Source organism: Pseudomonas sp. 8(2025), from assembly GCF_052665325.1.
Window position 1 is genome coordinate 1 of sequence record NZ_JBQOIE010000022.1, and the last position, 16738, is coordinate 16738.

General features: G+C 65.2%; 12 protein-coding genes. All 12 read right to left on the minus strand.

What is annotated here, in order from left to right:
* Nucleotides 1–83: 83 nt before the first annotated feature.
* The 12 genes from ACUXVH_RS28595 to ACUXVH_RS28650 all read right to left on the minus strand — a co-directional run bounded on the left by ACUXVH_RS28595 (nucleotide 84) and on the right by ACUXVH_RS28650 (nucleotide 16671).
* Nucleotides 84–359: a peptidylprolyl isomerase gene (locus ACUXVH_RS28595; protein ID WP_011061856.1), complete on the minus strand. Its 276-nt coding sequence runs from the start codon at nucleotides 357–359 to the stop codon at nucleotides 84–86.
* Nucleotides 360–410: 51 nt separating this feature from the next.
* Nucleotides 411–2951, minus strand: a complete 2541-nt coding sequence (locus ACUXVH_RS28600; RefSeq protein ID WP_011061855.1) for a PAS domain-containing hybrid sensor histidine kinase/response regulator — start codon at nucleotides 2949–2951, stop codon at nucleotides 411–413.
* Between the two features lie 299 nt (nucleotides 2952–3250).
* Entirely contained in the window at nucleotides 3251–5206 is a 1956-nt protein-coding gene (locus ACUXVH_RS28605) for an acetoacetate--CoA ligase (RefSeq protein WP_445496522.1), read from the minus strand.
* Nucleotides 5207–5333: 127 nt separating this feature from the next.
* Complete coding sequence (gene hbdH / locus ACUXVH_RS28610) at nucleotides 5334–6107, minus strand: 3-hydroxybutyrate dehydrogenase (RefSeq protein ID WP_015636019.1); 774 nt, start codon at nucleotides 6105–6107, stop codon at nucleotides 5334–5336.
* A gap of 7 nt (nucleotides 6108–6114) precedes the next feature.
* Nucleotides 6115–7506 (minus strand): GntP family permease, encoded by a 1392-nt coding sequence (locus ACUXVH_RS28615; RefSeq protein ID WP_011061852.1) that lies wholly within the window; start codon nucleotides 7504–7506, stop codon nucleotides 6115–6117.
* A 284-nt stretch (nucleotides 7507–7790) separates the two neighbouring features.
* Nucleotides 7791–9209 carry a sigma-54 interaction domain-containing protein gene (locus ACUXVH_RS28620; RefSeq protein ID WP_065364301.1) on the minus strand — a complete coding sequence of 473 codons (1419 nt, stop codon included), beginning with the start codon at nucleotides 9207–9209 and terminating at the stop codon, nucleotides 7791–7793.
* A gap of 184 nt (nucleotides 9210–9393) precedes the next feature.
* Nucleotides 9394–10968, minus strand: coding sequence for an ABC transporter ATP-binding protein (locus ACUXVH_RS28625; protein WP_065364300.1), 1575 nt, complete (start codon nucleotides 10966–10968; stop codon nucleotides 9394–9396).
* A 14-nt stretch (nucleotides 10969–10982) separates the two neighbouring features.
* On the minus strand, nucleotides 10983–12005 hold the full coding sequence (locus ACUXVH_RS28630) for an ABC transporter permease (RefSeq protein ID WP_041118786.1): 1023 nt from the start codon (nucleotides 12003–12005) through the stop codon (nucleotides 10983–10985).
* Nucleotides 12005–13069, minus strand: coding sequence for a microcin C ABC transporter permease YejB (locus tag ACUXVH_RS28635; protein WP_011061848.1), 1065 nt, complete (start codon nucleotides 13067–13069; stop codon nucleotides 12005–12007). Before ACUXVH_RS28635 ends, ACUXVH_RS28630 begins: the two co-directional genes overlap by 1 nt.
* Nucleotides 13069–14931 (minus strand): extracellular solute-binding protein, encoded by a 1863-nt coding sequence (locus ACUXVH_RS28640; RefSeq protein ID WP_065364299.1) that lies wholly within the window; start codon nucleotides 14929–14931, stop codon nucleotides 13069–13071. Before ACUXVH_RS28640 ends, ACUXVH_RS28635 begins: the two co-directional genes overlap by 1 nt.
* Before the next feature lie 152 nt (nucleotides 14932–15083).
* Nucleotides 15084–15365: a peptidylprolyl isomerase gene (locus tag ACUXVH_RS28645; RefSeq protein WP_007924449.1), complete on the minus strand. Its 282-nt coding sequence runs from the start codon at nucleotides 15363–15365 to the stop codon at nucleotides 15084–15086.
* A 214-nt stretch (nucleotides 15366–15579) separates the two neighbouring features.
* Entirely contained in the window at nucleotides 15580–16671 is a 1092-nt protein-coding gene (locus ACUXVH_RS28650; RefSeq protein WP_065364298.1) for a 3-deoxy-7-phosphoheptulonate synthase, read from the minus strand.
* Nucleotides 16672–16738: the final 67 nt, after the last annotated feature.

The window sequence follows — 16738 nt, forward strand, 5'->3', positions numbered from 1 at the left end:
GCTTGCCGGCGAAGAGGCCATTGAACCGTGCGTTGACCTTGCGGGCGCCTTCGCTGGCAAGCCAGCTCCTGCAGGGCCCGGGGTCAGTCGCGGAAGAAGACTTGCACCAGGTGATAGCCGAACTTGCTCTTGATCGGGCCATGCACGGTGCGCAGGGGCTTCTTGAAAATGACCTGGTCGATGGCACCGACCATCTGCCCCGGGCGCACTTCCCCCAGGTCGCCGCCGCGCTTGCCGGATGGGCAGGTGGAGTATTTCTTCGCCAGTACGTCGAAGGCTTCACCCTTGGCGATGCGCTGCTTGAGCTGTTCAGCCTCTTCGGCGGTTTTCACCAGGATGTGGCGGGCTTGGGCTTTCATGGGCGGGTGACCTTGTAGCGGGAAATCGGCGGCCGCGGATTATGCCTGAATTCAGGACGCGCGGCCGATCATCTGACGAATCTTCTGGGCCATTTCCTCAATGGAAAACGGCTTGGCCATCAGGTCCATGCCCGGCTCCAGGAAGCCCTGGCGCTCGGCCGCCTTTTCCGCGTAGCCGGTCATGAACAGCACCTTGAGCCCGGGCCGCTGCTGGCGGGCGATCTCCGCCAGTTGCCGGCCGTTCATGCCCGGCAGGCCGACATCGGTCACCAGCAGATCGACGCGCATCGGCGATTCCAGCAAGGGCAGGGCGCTGCGCGCATCTTCGGCCTCGAAGGCGCGGTAGCCCAGTTCGGCGAGGACATTGAGCACCAGCATGCGCACTGCCGGGTCGTCTTCCACCACCACCACGGTTTCCCCGGCGATGGCCTGGGGCGCCTGGTTGAGGGTGGCGGGTTCGGCGCTGTCCAGTGGTGCGGCGAACAGCCTTGGCAGGTACAGGCGCACGCAGGTGCCCTGGTCCGGTTCGCTGCTGATGGTCACGTGGCCGCCGGACTGCTGGGCGAAGCCGTAGATCATCGACAGCCCCAGGCCCGTGCCCTGGCCGATGGGCTTGGTGGTGAAGAACGGATCGAAGGCCTTGGCCAGGATCCGCGGGCTCATGCCGGCGCCGTTGTCGCTGACGCCGAGCATCACGTAGTCGCCGGCCTTGACCGGTTCCAGGGTGCTGATGTCGCTGCCGTCGAGGTAGCTGTTGGCGGTTTCGATCAGCAGCCTGCCGCCGTCGGGCATGGCGTCGCGGGCGTTGATCACCAGGTTGAGCAGGGCATTTTCCAACTGGCTGGCGTCGGTGTTCACCGGCCACACACCGTCCGCCAATTGCATCTGCAGCTCGATGTGCTCGCCCTTGGTGTGGTTGAACAGCTCTTGCAGCGAGCGCACCAGCTGGTTGGGGTCCAGGGGCTGGCGGTCCAGGGACTGGCGCCGGGAGAACGCCAGCAGGCGGTGGGTCAGGGACGCCGCGCGTTTGGCCGAGGACATGGCCGCTTCGGTGAAGCGGCCGATCTCGGCGCCGCGGCCGTTGTCGATATAGCGCTGCATCAGGTCCAGGCTGCCGATGATGCCGGTGAGCATGTTGTTGAAGTCGTGGGCGATGCCGCCGGTGAGCTGGCCCACGGCTTCCATCTTCTGCGCGTGGCGCAGGGCATCTTCGGCGCGTTCGCGCTCGAACATTTCGTTCTGCAGGCGCTGGTTGGCAGTGGCCAGGGCCTCGGTCCGCTGGTTGACCCGTTCCTCCAGGGTTTCGTTGAGATTGCGCAGGGCTTCTTCGGTCTGCCGGCGCTCGGTTTCGTCGATGACAAAGATGTAGAAACCATTGATCGCGCCGTCGGCGCCGTAACGCGGCAGGTACTTCATCAGGGCATGGCGCGGCCGGCCGTCGCGGTGCGGCGAGTTGGCCTCGAAGCTGCACGGCTTGCCGGCCAGTGCGGCCTTGATGTTCTCGGCGCGAGTGGCGTAGATCTCGTCGCCCACGACTTCGCGGATGCTCTTGCCGTACAGTTCCTGCGGGGTCAGGCCGTACCAGTCCAGGTAGGCGCTGTTGTTCAGGCGAAAGCGTTCCTCGTGGTCGACATAGCCGATCAGCACGGGCATGGCATTGATGATCAGTTGCAGCTCGGTCTGGCTCTGGCGCAGCGCCTGTTCCATCTGCTTGCGTTCGGTGAGGTCCAGGGCCGCGCCGAGAAAACGCGTCGGCCGGCCATGGTGGTCCTTGTAGCAGCGGCCTCGGGCGAACACCCAGCGCAGCTGGCCGTCGGCCAGTTGCAGGCGGTACTCCTCGGCGTACTCGGTGCCGTGGGTGATGCAGTGCTTGATGCCCCGGGCCACCATGCCGCGGTCCTCCGGGTGCACGCCCTTGAGGTATTCGCTGATGGGCAGTTGCCGGGACTGCTGCGGATCGACGCTGTGCAACTGGGCGAAATGCGCGTCGGCGATGAAGCGGTCTTCGCCGATGTCCCAATCCCAGGTGCCCACCGCGTCGGTGGCCGCCAGGGCCAGTTGCAGGCGCTCTTCGGTCTCGTGCTGGGCGCGCAGGCTATCGTCGGAGCGCTGCTGCAGTTCCAGGGCGATGCGCCGGCGCTCGTTGGTCTCGATGGCGGTGACCAGGATTCCGGCGACGTCGCCGCGTTCGTTGCGGATCGGGCTGTAGGTCAGGTCCAGCCACAGGTCGTATTCGCTGCCGTTGGTGCGTTGCAGGCTGAAGCGCTGTTCGCTGAAGGTGCGCACCTGGCCGTTGAGCACGGCGCGGTAGATCGGGTCGGTGAAGTCCATCAGTTCCGGCCAGGTCAGGTGCGCCGGGTGGCCGAAGGCACTGGGGTGCTTGTTGCCCGCCAGCAGGGCGAAGCCGTCGTTGTAGATCTGCGTCAGCTCGGCGCCCCACAGCAGCAGCATCGGCATCGGCGAATGGATCACGATGTCCACGGCGGTGCGCAGGCTCTGGGGCCAGTGGCCGGATTCTCCGAGGGGAGTGGCCGACCAGTCCAGGCGGGCAATCAGGTTGGCGGCTTCGCTGCCGGAGTGGGGGCCATTCATGTCGAAGGTGTCCTGGGTGGTGCGGTATTACGCGGCGACGCCACAGGCTCGCGCACTCGAAAAGTCGCATGGACATGCGGTGCATATTCAAACGGATGGATTGTAGGCGTTTTCGGCGCGCACATTTTCACCCGCTTTTGCGGCGGATGACCAGTCTAGAGGGGCTGAACGGTTATCAGAGTGATGCGTTGGGGATGCGGTAGCCCGTAGGAGCCGGCTTGCCAGCGAAGTGGCCATTGCCGAGCGCGCCGACCTGGACGACGCCTTCGCCGGCAAGCCGGCTCCTGCAAAGGGCGGGGTCAGTGGCGCAACTCCTCGCGGTCGCGAAACTGTTCCAGGGCCTCGGGGTTGGCCAGGGCGTCGGTGTTCTTCACCGGCAGGCCGTGCACCACGTTGCGCACCGCCAGTTCGACGATCTTGCCGCTGATGGTGCGGGGAATGTCCGTGACCGCGAGGATCTTCGCCGGCACATGGCGCGGCGTGGTGTTGCTGCGAATCACCTGGCGAATGTGTTCCTGCAAGGCTTCATCGAGCTCCACGCCGTCTTGCAGGCGCACGAACAGCACCACCCGCACGTCCTGCTCCCAGCTCTGGCCGATGGCCAGGCTTTCCAGGACCTGCTCCAGCTTTTCCACCTGGCGGTAGATTTCCGCGGTGCCGATACGCACCCCGCCGGGGTTGAGCACGGCGTCTGAACGCCCATGGATCAGCCAGCCACCCTCGGCCAGTTGTTCGGCGTAGTCGCCCTGGGCCCAGACGCCGGGGAACAGGCTGAAGTACGAGGCCTTGAGCTTGCTCTGGTCCGGGTCGTGCCACAGGCCCACGGGAATGCTGGGGAAGTGCCGGGTGCACACCAGCTCGCCTTTCTCGCCGATCACCGGCTGGCCCTGGTCGTTCCACACTTCGATGGCCATGCCCAGGCCCTTGCCTTGCATCTCGCCGCGGCGCACCGGTTGTATCGGATTGCCGGCGACGAAGCAGGCGACGATATCGGTGCCGCCGGACATCGAGGCCAGGCACAGCTCGCTCTTGATCTCGCGGTACACGTAGTCGTAGCTCTGCGGCGACAGCGGCGAGCCGGTGCACAGCAGGGTCTTCAGGCTCTCCAGGCGGTGGCTCTGGCGCGGCCGGCTGCCGGCCTTTTCCAGAGCCGCCAGGTACTTGGGGCTGGTGCCGAAGACGCTGATGGCTTCGCGGTCGATCAGGTCCATCAGGTGCTCGTTGCCGGGATGGAACGGCGAGCCATCGTAGAGCACCAGGCTGGCCCCGGTGGCCAGGGCCGAGACCAGCCAGTTCCACATCATCCAGCCGCAGGTGGTGTAGTAGAACAGGCGCTCGCCGGGGCCCAGGTCAGCGTGCAGGCCGTGCTCCTTGAGGTGTTGCAGCAGCACCCCGCCGGTGCCGTGGACGATGCACTTGGGCACCCCGGTGGTGCCGCTGGAATAGAGGATGTACAGCGGATGGGCGAAGGGCACCGGGGTGAATTCGGGCTCGCCGCCGGGGCGGTAGAAGTCGTCCCACAGGCTGACGCTGGCGGGGGTGCGGTAGTCCTCGGCCCGGGCCTGCGAGCGGGCGTAGGGCACGATCAGCAACTGCTCCAGGGACGGCAGGCGCTCGAGGATCTGGTTGACCTTGGCCGTCTGGTCGATGTCCTTGCCGGCGTAGCGGTAGCCGGCGCAGGTGATCAGTACCTTGGGCTCGATCTGGCCGAAGCGGTCGACCACCCCCTGGGTGCCGAAATCCGGCGAGCAGCTGGACCACACGGCCCCGAGGCTGGTGCTGGCGAGCATGCCCACCAGGGACTGCCAGGTGTTGGGCATGCAAGCGGCAACCCGGTCACCGAGGCCGACTCCAGCGTCCCGCAGGCTGCGTTGCAGGCCGGCCACCTGGGCCGCCAGTTCGGCGTGGGTCAATTGTTCGCGCTGGCCGTTTTCGTTGATCGCCACCACCGCGACGCTGTCATCCCGACGCTTGAGCAGGTGCTCGGCGAAGTTCAGCGTGGCCCCTGGAAACCATTGGGCGCTGGGCATCTGCGGGCCTTCGCGGAGCACCGCTTCAGCCGGTTGGTGAAAGCTGACGTCGAAGACGTCGACGATGGCCTGCCAGAAGCTTTCTCGCTGGTCGATGCTCCACTGGTGCAGGGCGGGGTAGTCGTGAAGATTCAGGCCGTGGCGCTGATTGACGAAGCGGCGAAAGGCATCCATCCGCGTCTTGCCGATGCGCTCGGCGCTGGGTTGCCAGAGTAGGTCGGACATGCAAGGCCTCGTGTTCTTATTGTTGTTTTTTTGGGGGGGCTGTTCGCTGGCAAACCAGCTCCTACGCGGGCCAGCACAGCCGTGTAGGAGCCGGCTTGCCGGCGAAGACGTCAGCCAGAGACGCGCGTCATTGCGCCAACCACCCGCCATCGATGTTCCACGCCGCACCACGCACTTGGGCGCCGGCTTCGCTGCACAAAAATAGCACCAGTTCCCCCAGTTGCGACGGGGTGACGAACGCCAGGGACGGTTGCTTTTCCGCCAGCAGATCATGCTGGGCCTGTTGCGGATCGGTGCCGGCGGCGACTCGGTCGTCGATCTGCTTCTGTACCAGCGGGGTCAGCACCCAGCCCGGGCAGATAGCATTGCAGGTGACGTTGCTGGTGGCAGTTTCCAGGCCCACCACCTTGGTCAAACCGATCACCCCGTGTTTGGCCGCGACATAGGCGGCCTTGCCCACCGAACCTACCTGGCCGTGCACCGAGGCGATGTTGACGATGCGTCCCCAGCCCTTGGCACGCATTCCCGGCAGCCCCAGGCGGGTGCTGTGGAACACCGAGGACAGGTTGATGGCAATGATCGAATCCCAACGCTCCACGGGGAACTCCTCCACCGCCGCCACGTGCTGGATGCCGGCGTTGTTGACCAGGATGTCGACGCCGCCGAACTCCCGTTCGGCGTAGGCGAACATCTCGGCGATCTGCGCAGGGTCGCTGACATCCGCCGGGTGATGGCCGACCTGGCCGCCGAATTGTGCGACCTCGGCGATCGCCTTCGAGGCATCGCCAAAACCGTTGAGAATCAGCTTGGCCCCGGCCTTGGCCAGCACCAGGGCGATCCCCAGGCCGATGCCGCTGGTGGACCCGGTGACCAGGGCGGTCTTGCCAGAAAGAGTGGTCATGAATACCTCACACAATGCCGGTGGCGTAGAAAGTGGCGATGACGACGAAGACCGCCAGGGTCTTGATCAGGGTAATGCAGAAAATGTCCTTGTAGGCCTCGCGATGGGTCAGCCCGGTGACCGCCAGCAGGGTGATCACCGCGCCGTTGTGGGGCAGGGTGTCCATGCCGCCGCTGGCCATGGCGGCCACCCGGTGCAGCACTTCCAGGGGAATGTTGGCCGCGTGGGCGGCGCTGATGAAACTTTCGGACATGGCCGCCAGGGCGATGCTCATGCCGCCCGAGGCCGAGCCCGTGATGCCCGCCAGCAGGGTCACGGTAATGGCTTCGTTGACCAGCGGGTTGGGGATGCTTTTGAGCCAGTCGGCCAGCACCAGGAAGCCTGGCAGGGAAGCGATCACCGCACCGAAGCCGTATTCCGAGGCGGTGTTCATGGCCGCCAGCAGGGCGCCACTGACCGCGCTCTTGCTGCCCTCGGCGAGCTTGCTGCGAATCGCCGAGAAACCGAACACCAGCACCATCAGGATGCCCACCAGCAACGCCGCCTGCACCGCCCAGATGGCGGTCAGCTTGGCGATTTCGCTGGTTACCGGCGCCGCCATGCCCGGCAGGCTGAGGCTGTGGGTCTTGCCGTACCACTGGGGAATCCAGTGGGTGAACAGCAGGTTCATGATGCCCACCAGCAGCAACGGCGACAGCGCCAGCCAGGGGTTGGGCAGTTCCAGGTCTTCGGCGGTTTCCGGCTCGTTGCGCAGCTCGGTGCCGTAGCCTTCACCGGCCTTCTGCGCCTTGTTGCGCTGGCGCTGGAGGAACAGCATGCCGGCGCAGAACACAAAGATGGTGCCGATCACCCCCAGCCAGGGCGCGGCCCAGGCGGTGGTATTGAAGAAGGTGCTGGGGATGATGTTCTGGATCTGCGGGGTGCCGGGCAGGGCGTCCATGGTGAAGGAAAACGCCCCCAGGGCGATGGTCGCCGGGATCAGGCGCTTGGGGATGTTGCTCTGGCGGAACATCTCGGCGGCAAAGGGGTAGACCGCGAACACCACCACGAACAGCGAGACCCCGCCGTAGGTCAGCAGCGCGCAGACCAGTACGATCACCAGCATGGCCTGGCGGGTGCCCAGCAGGCGGATGGCGGCCGCGACGATGGAGCGGGAAAAGCCCGACAGCTCGATCAGCTTGCCGAACACCGCGCCCAGCAGGAACACCGGGAAATACAACTTGATGAAGCCGACCATCTTCTCCATGAACACGCCGGTGAAGGCGGGCGCCACGGCGGACGGGTCGGTGAGCAGCACCGCGCCGAGGGCGGCGATGGGGGCAAAGAGGATGACGCTGTAGCCACGGTAGGCAGCGAGCATCAGCAGCGCCAGGGCTGCCAAGGCAATGATCACACTCATGGTGTGTCTCTCCAGGATTGTTATTGTTGTCGGGTGTTGCGTGTGGAGAGCGTTATAGCGAGAACTGTGCCATCTAATTAAGCTATTGAAATATATAGATATTTTTATTTTTCTGGGGGCGAATTGACGTTGATTGTCTCTGTTTGGAGAATTTTTTGGGTTTACCGGCCTCTTCGCTGGCAAGCCAGCTCCTACAGAGATTGTGCAAGCCGACGTAGGAGCTGGCTTGCCAGCGAAAAGCGTGCAGTGCGCGGTAGGTTCTTCAAACTGAGATTCGTGTCTCTTTATTGAGACTCGACAATCCCCAGGGCCGCCATCTTCTTGTACAGCGTGGAGCGCCCCAGCCCCAGGCGCCGGGCCGCTTCGTCCACCTTGCCGGCACATTGGGCCAGGGTGGCGCCGATCAGTTGCCGGTCGAAACGCTCTCGGGCGGCGGCGAAGGTTTCCTGGTTTGGCGAATCGCCAGGCACCAGGGCTTCGTTACGCTGCACCGGGCTGAAGCTGCCAATCGCCGCACGAATATCCGAGGCGTTGAGTATCAGGTCGTCGCTGAGCAGCGCCGCTCGTTCCAGGACGTTGCGCAACTCGCGGATGTTCCCCGGCCAGGCATGTTGCGCCAGCAGGGCCAGGGCATCGCGGTCCAGTTCATGCTGGCTGCGCAGTTCTTCGAGAATCCCTTCGCTCAGGGCTGGCAGGTCGTCCAGGCGTTCGCGCAAGGCTGGCACCTGGATCGGCAGCACATTCAGCCGGTAGTACAGGTCGGCGCGAAACTCGCCGCGCTTGATCGCCGCCTCAAGGTCTGTGGAGGTGGCGGCGATGATTCGCACATCGCTGTGGATCACCTCGTTGGAGCCCACCGGCTCGAACTCTTTTTCCTGCAGCACCCGCAGCAGCTTGCTCTGCAGGGGCAGCGGCATGTCGCCGATTTCATCGAGGAACAGGCTGCCGCCCTGGGCGATCTGCAACTTGCCCGGGCGGCCCTTGCGGTCGGCGCCGGTAAAGGCACCGGGGGCGGTACCAAAGAATTCCGCCTCCAGCAGGGCCTCGGGAATGGCCGCGCTGTTGATGCTGACAAAGGGCTTGTGCGCTCGTGGCGAGGCGGCGTGGATGGCCTGGGCCAGCAGCTCCTTGCCGGTGCCGGTTTCGCCTTGCAGCAGGATCGGCGACTCGGCGCTGGCCCCGCGTCGGGCGCGGCGCTTGACCTCCAGGCTGGCGGCACTGGTGCCGATGAAGTGAGCGAAGTTGTATTTGGTCTGCCGGGCCCGCAGCAGGGAGCGGGTAGAGGCCAGTTCTTCCTGCATGCTCAGGTAGCGCTTGAGCATCGGCGACAGGCTGCGCAGTTCGTCGAACAGGGCAAAACCGATGGCGCCGATCACCGTGCCGGCGTCGTCGTGGATCGGCAGGCGCATCACCACCAGGGGTTCCTTGGGGGTGTCCTGCATGTCCAGCAGGATGGGGCGGCCGGTGCGCACCACCTCCCGCAGCAGGCTGCCGGGGATCACGCTTTCACAGGGCTTGCCGGTGGCGAAGGCCGCCGATTCCAGGCCGAAGCGCCGGGCGTAGCGCTCGTTCATCCAGACGATATTGGCGTCGCGATCGACGATCACCGTGCCTTCGCTGGATTGCTCGATGATCTCGAACAGCGAGCGGATCGCCAGTTGGCGCACGCGCTGGTAGTCCTTGAGGCTTTCGCTGTCGTTCATGGCGGCATCCTGGAAATGGGCGCCAGGGATTATGCCCGATTTGTAGGAGCCGGCTTGCCGGCGAATGGGGCCTTGGGCGGAGTGGTGATCTTGCGGGCGTCTTCGCTGGCAAGCCAGCTCCTACGGTGGCGGTGAATGTGTTCGCCCGTGTAGGAGCCGGCTTGCCGGTGAAGGGGCCCTTGGGTCAGCCAGGATGGGCGGCGGCCAGCAGTTCCCGGGTGTAGGGGTGCTGGGGGTTTTCGAACACCTCGTGGCTGGCGCCGCGCTCCACGACCTGGCCGTCCTTGATCACGATCATGTCGTGGGCCAGGGCTCGCACCACCGCCAGGTCATGGCTGATGAACAGGTAGGTCAGGCCGTACTTTTCCTGCAGCTGACGCAGCAGGGCCACCACTTGCTTCTGCACGGTGCGGTCCAGGGCCGAGGTGGGTTCGTCCAGCAAAATCAGCGCCGGCTTCAGCACCAGGGCCCGGGCAATGGCGATGCGCTGGCGCTGGCCGCCGGAGAACTCGTGGGGGTAGCGGTGGCGGCTGTCGGGGTCGAGGCCGACCTCCTCCAGGGCGCGGATGACCTGTTCGTCGCACTGGCGGGCATCGTACTGGCTGTGCACTTCCAGGCCTTCGCTGATGATCTGCGCCACCGACATGCGTGGGCTGAGGCTGCCGAAGGGGTCCTGGAATACCACCTGCATCTGTTTGCGCCAGGGCCGTAGCTGTTTCTGGTTGAGGCCGTCCAGGGCCTGGCCCTGGAAGCGGATGCCACCTTCGGAATCCAGCAGGCGCAGGATCGCCTGGCCCAGGGTGGACTTGCCCGAACCGGACTCGCCGACGATCCCCAGGGTCTTGCCTTGCTGCACGCTGAGGCTGATGCCGTCCACTGCCCGCAGGTACTCCTTGCGCCGGAACAGGCCGCCGCCGATCTGGAATTCGACGCGCAGGTGGTCCACCTCCAGCACGGTTTCCCGGCTGTCGCGGCACAGCGGTTCGCCCTCGGGCTCGGCATGCAGCAGTTCACAGCTGTATGGATGTTGCGGGGCGTTGAACAGGGTGTCGCAGTCGGCCTGCTCGACGATTTCCCCGGCTTTCATCACGCACACCCGCTGGGCAATGCGCCGCACCAGGTTGAGGTCGTGGCTGATCAGCAGCAGGGACATGCCCAGGCGCTGTTGCAGGGATTTGAGCAGCAGCAGGATCTTGCGCTGCACGGTCACGTCCAGGGCGGTGGTGGGTTCGTCGGCAATCAGCAGTTCCGGTTCGCAGGCCAGGGCCATGGCGATCATCACCCGCTGGCGCTGGCCGCCGGAAAGTTGATGCGGGTAGGCCTTGAGCCGTTCCCGGGGCTTCTGGATGCCCACCAGCTCCAGCAGTTCGAGGATCCGCGCCTGGGCCTCCTTGCCCCCCAGGCCGCGATGCAGCAGCAGGGTTTCGCCGATCTGTTTTTCCACGCTGTGCAGCGGGTTGAGGGAGGTCATGGGCTCTTGGAAGATCATGGCGATGCGGTTGCCCCGCAGCTGTTGCAGGGTCGCCGGGCTGGCACCGATCAGTTCCTGGCCGCGATAGCGCACGCTGCCGGTGGCGCTGCAGCCGGTCTGCGGCAGCAGTTGCAGGATCGAATGGGCGGTCACCGACTTGCCCGAGCCGGATTCCCCCACCAGGGCCAGGCATTCGCCGGGGCGGATATCCAGGCTCAGGTCGCGGACCACGGTCTGCGCGCCGAAGGCGACATTGAGCTGGCGGATTTCGATCAGGTTTTCAGTCATTTCTACAGTCCGCTTCAAGATCGAGGATCAAAGGCATCGCGCAACGCCTCGCCGATGAACACCAGCAGCGAGAGGATCAGCGCCAGGGTGAAAAACGCCGTCAGCCCGAGCCACGGAGCCTGCAGGTTCTGCTTGCCCTGGCCGATCAATTCGCCCAGGGAGGCGCTGCCGGCGGGCATGCCGAAGCCGAGGAAGTCCAGGGCGGTGAGGGTCGAGATGGCCCCGGTGAGAATGAACGGCAGGTAGCTCAGGGTGGCGTTCATGGCGTTGGGCAGGATGTGCCGCAGGATCACCTTGCGGTCGCTCAGGCCCAGGGCCCGGGCAGCCTTGACGTACTCCAGGTTGCGCCCGCGCAGGAACTCGGCGCGCACCACGTCCACCAGGGCCAGCCAGGAAAACAGCGCCATGATCCCCAGCAGCCACCAGAAGTTCGGCTCGACAAAGCCCGAGAGGATGATCAGCAGGTAGAGCACCGGCAACCCGGACCAGACCTCCAGCAAACGCTGGCCCAGGAGGTCGACCCAGCCGCCGTAGTAGCCCTGCAGGGCGCCGGCGGCGATGCCGATCAGGGCGCTGATGGCGGTCAGGGCCAGGGCGAACAGGATTGACACCCGGGCGCCGTAGATCACCCGTGCCAGCACATCCCGGGCCTGGTCGTCAGTGCCCAGCCAGTTGACCTTGCTCGGCGGGCTGGGGGCCGGCTGGGTCAGGTCGTAGTTGGGGGTGTCTTCGCTGAAGGGCACCGGCGGGAACAGCAGCCAGCCACCGTCCTTGCGGATAAGTTGCTGCACGTAGTCGCTGCGGTAGTCGGCCTGGAACGGCAACTGGCCGCCGAATTCCTGCTCGGTGTAGCGCTTGAGCACCGGGAAATACAGCGAGCCCTGGTAGCTGACCACCAGCGGCTTGTCGTTGGCGATCAGCTCGCCGCCCAGGGTCAGGATGAACAGGCCGATGAACAGCCACAGCGACCACCAGCCGCGGCGGTTTTTCTTGAAACGGTCGAAGCGCCGGCGCGCCAGAGGAGAAAGCGTGAGCATCAGGCGTTCCTCGCGGCGAAGTCGATGCGCGGGTCGACCAGGGTGTAGCACAGGTCGCCGATGAGTTTTATCAAGAGGCCGAACAGGGTGAAGATGAACAGCGAGCCGAACACCACCGGGTAGTCCCTGGACACCGCGGCCTCATAGCTCATGCGCCCCAGGCCGTCGAGGGAGAAGATCACCTCGATCAGCAGGGAGCCGGCGAAGAACACGCTGATAAAGGCCTGGGGAATGCCCGAGACCACCAGCAGCATGGCGTTGCGGAACACATGCCCATACAGCACCCGGCGCTCGCTCAAACCCTTGGCCCGGGCGGTGACCACGTACTGGCGGGTGATCTCGTTGAGGAAGGAGTTCTTGGTGAGGATGGTCAGGGTGGCGAAGCCGCCGATCACCAGGGAGCTGACCGGCAGTACCAGGTGCCAGAAGTAGTCGGCGACCTTGCCCAGGGTGCTCAACTGCTCGAAGTTGTCCGAGACCAGGCCGCGCACCGGGAACCAGTTCAGCGAGGTGCCGCCGGCGAACAGCACGATCAGGAACATGGCGAACAGGAAGGCCGGCATGGCGTAGCCGATGATGATCGCGGTGCTGCTCCAGATGTCGAAATGGCTGCCGTGGTGCACCGCCTTGCGGATCCCCAGGGGGATCGACACCAGGTAGGTGATCAGGGTCGCCCAGAGCCCCAGGGAAATGGTCACCGGCATCTTTTCCAGGATCAGGTCGGTGACCGTGGCGCCGCGAAAGAAGCTCTTGCCGAAGTCCAGCTGGGCGTAGTTCTTGAGCATCAGCCACAGGCGTTCATGGGCCGGCTTGTCGAAGCCGTACTGTTTCTCGATGTCCTGGATCAGCTTGGGGTCCAGGCCGCGGCTGGCCCGGGAGCCGCTGCTGCTCATGGCATCGGCGGAGCCGCCGACAGCGGCGCCGCCACCAATGCCCTGCAGGCGGGCGATGGCCTGTTCCACCGGGCCGCCGGGGGCGGCCTGGACGATGACGAAGTTCACCAGGAGGATGATCAATAGCGTCGGGATGATCAGCAGCAGGCGCCGCAGAATGTAGGCCAGCATCAGTGGCGCCCTCCGGGTTTGCCACGGCGGATCAGCTCGGCGGCCATTTGTTCGTCGGTCAGCGCGCTGCTGCTGACTTCCCACCAGCTTTCGATGGCTTCATCGTTGCTCGCCGGCACCTTGGGGATGCCGAAGCGGTTCCACCACACCGTGGAGGTGCCGGGCGGGTAGTAGTTGGCAATCCAGTAGTAGTTCCACTGCAGCACCCGGTCCAGGGCATGGGCGTAGCGCAGCATCTCCGGCTGGCTGGTGGCCTTCACCAGGCCGTTGACCAGGCTGTCCACGGCCGGGTTCTTGAGCACCATGTAGTTGTTGGAACCGGGGTCGTTGGCCGCGGCGGAGCCGAAGTAGTTGTACAGCTCCATGCCCGGCGAGGTGGTCACCGGGTAGCCGGTGACGATCATGTCGTAGTCCCGGGCCATCAGGCGGTTGACGTACTGGGCGGAGTCGATGCGGCGAATGTTCAGGCTGATGCCGATCTGCGCCAGGTTGCGCTTGTAGGGCAGCAGCAGGCGTTCGATGGAGCCCTGGGTGATCAGGAAAGTGAAGCTCAGGGGCTCGCCCTGGGCGTTCACCAGCTTGTCGCCCTCGGGCTTCCAGCCGGCCTGTTCCAGCAGGGCCAGGGCTTGCAGTTGCTTGTCGCGGATCACGCCGCTGCCGTCGGTTTTCGGCGCCTCGAAAACCTGGGTGAAGACCTCGTCGGGGATCTGCCCGCGCAGCGGTTCGAGGATCTTCAGTTCCTCGGCATCCGGCAGGCTGCGGGCCGCCAGGGCGGTGTTGGAGAAGAAACTCTGCTGGCGGATGTAGAGGTTGCGCATCATCTGCCGGTTGCTCCATTCGAAATCCCAGAGCATGGCCAGGGCCTGGCGTACCCGGCGGTCCTGGAACACCGGCCGGTCGAGGTTGAACACATAGCCCTGGGCCGGTTGCGGCGCCGATTGCGCCAGGTGGGCCTTTTGCAGGCGGCCGTCGTTCAGCGCCGGGCTGTCGTAGCCGATGGAATAGCCGGTGGCGGAAAACTCGCGGTTGTAGTCGTAGGCGCCGCCACGCAGCACCTGGCGGGCGACGTCGATATCGCCGAAATACTCGACGCTGAAATGATCGAAGTTGTACAGGCCGCGGCTCACCGGCAGGTCCTTGCCCCACCAGTCGGGGTTGCGGGCGAAGGTGATGCTGTTGCCCGAGTCGACCTTGGCCACGCGGTAGGGGCCGCTGCCCAGGGGCGCTTCATAGCCGCCGCCATTGGCGAAGTCGCGACTCTTCCACCAGTGTTCGGGGAACACCGGCAGGGTCGCGATATCCAGGGGCAGGGTGCGGTTTTCGTTGCTTTTGAAGTCGAAGCGCACCACTCGTGGTGATTCCACGGTGACGCCTTTGACGTCGTCGAACTGGGTGCGGTAGCGCATGCTGCCCTGGGTCATCAGCAGGTCGTAGCTGTAGCGCACGTCTTCGGCGGTGATCGGCGTGTTGTCGGCAAAGCGCGCCTTGGGGTTGAGGTAGAAGCGCAGCCACAGGCCGTCTTCGGCACGCTCCATCTTTTCGGCCACCAGGCCGTAGACGGTGTAGGGCTCGTCCAGGGAGCGCTGGGCCAGGGGCGAATAGACCAGGCCGTCGAGCTGGGAGACACCGATGCCCTTGTCGATATAGGGCAGTACGTGGTCGAAACGGCCGATTTCGATGGCCGAGCGGCGCAACGTCCCGCCTTTGGGGGCCTGGGGGTTGACGTAGTCGAAGTGGCTGAAACCCTGGGGGTACTTGGCCGGTTCGCCATAGACGGTCATGGCGTGTTGCGGTGCGGCTTGGGCACCCGCGGCGCCCAACAGCAGGGCGGTGAAAAGCACGGTGGGGGAAAGCAGTCGCATTGTCAGCCTTAGGAGCCGGGTGATCGATGACCACGATTTGTACGCTAGCGGCGCGTGACTGGCCAGCCGCATCCGCTTTGGGCAGAGCCTGGCGCCCATGCGCAACGGCCCACCAAAAGGCGGGCCGTTGAGCAGACGCAGGCGCTTGGGGATCAGTCCTGGCGGCTGGTGACTTCCAGCAGGTGGTAGCCGAACTGGGTTTTCACCGGGCCTTGCACCACGTTTACTGGAGCGCTGAACACCACGGTGTCGAATTCCTTGACCATCTGGCCTGGGCCGAAGGAGCCCAGGTTGCCGCCGTCACGGCTGGAAGGGCAGGTGGAGTTCTTTTTCGCGACTTCGGCAAAGTCGGCGCCGGCTTCGATTTCGGCTTTGAGTTCGTTGCACTTGGCTTCGCTGGCAACCAGGATGTGACGGGCAGTGGCTTTGGCCATGGATGTTGCTCCTTTCAAGAAAGTTGAGAGCCTACCGGATTCAGGTGGCTATTTCTTCTCAAAGTTCCTTCAAGGCATTGCCGCCTGGCGCCTGCGGGGGATGAGTGGTGAGGGTCCTGTAGGGGCCGGCTTGCCGGCGAAGAGGTCCTTGGAGGAGACGCTGCTCTTGAGGACGCCTTCGCTGGCAAGCCAGCTCCTGCGGGGGCGGTGCTGCTCAGGCGGGGACGGCTGCGGCCTTGTCTGCGTGTCGCAGTTGTTGCGCGCCATTGCGCAGCAATTGTTCGGTGGCGTCCCAGCCCAGGCAGCCGTCGGTCACCGAAACGCCGTAGCGCAGGTTCGCGCTCAGGGGCTGGCAGCCTTCGAACAGGTGGCTTTCCAGCATCACCCCCATCAGCGAGGTATCGCCCTGCAAGCGCTGCTCCAGTACCTCGTTGAACACCGCCGGCTGACGCAGCGGATCCTTGCCGCTGTTGGCATGGCTGCAATCGACCATGATCCGCGCCGGGATCTTCAGCTTCTGCAGGTCCTGCTGGACCTGGGCCACGCTCTGGCGGTCGTAGTTGGGCCCGCGATGGCCACCGCGCAGCACCAGATGGGTGTCGGGGTTGCCTGGGGTCTGGATGACCGCCGGGTGGCCCTGGCTGTCGACGCCGAAGTGGCGGTGCGGGTGGGCCGCCGAGCGCATGGCGTCACAGGCGATAGCGACACTGCCGTCGGTGCCGTTCTTGAAACCCACGGGCATGTCCAGGCCGCTGGCCATCTCGCGGTGGATCTGCGATTCGGTGGTGCGCGCACCAATGGCGACCCAGCTCAGCAGGTCATCGAAGTAGCCGGCGGCCATGGGCTGCAACAGTTCGGTGGCAACCGGCAGGCCCAGGCGCAGCATCTCGCGCATCAGTTCACGGGACAGGTGCAGGCCGCCGGCCATGTCGTCGCTGCCATCCAGGCGGGGGTCGTAGGCCAGGCCTTTCCAGCCGACGGTGGTACGGGGCTTTTCCACGTAGGCGCGCATCACCAGCAGCATCTGGTCGCGCACTTCATCGGCCAGGCGGGCCAGGTTGGCGGCGTATTCCAGGGCCGATTGCGGGTCGTGGATGGAGCAGGGGCCGACGACTACCAGCAGGCGTGGGTCGCGACCTTCGAGGATGGCGCGCACCGCCTGGCGGTGAGCGGCGACTTGTTGGTTCAAGGCCAGGGACAGCGGCAGTTGCTGCTTGAGTTCCAGGGAGCTGGGCAGGCGCTGGGTCAGGGTTTCATTGGCGCTGACGTGGGCGGACAGGGGCAGGGCGGATACGGACGAGTTCATGTGCGGTCTTCCTGGGCGGGCGGCGGGTTATGTCCCGCGCGCGGCCCTACTGGGGTGTTCGACAATT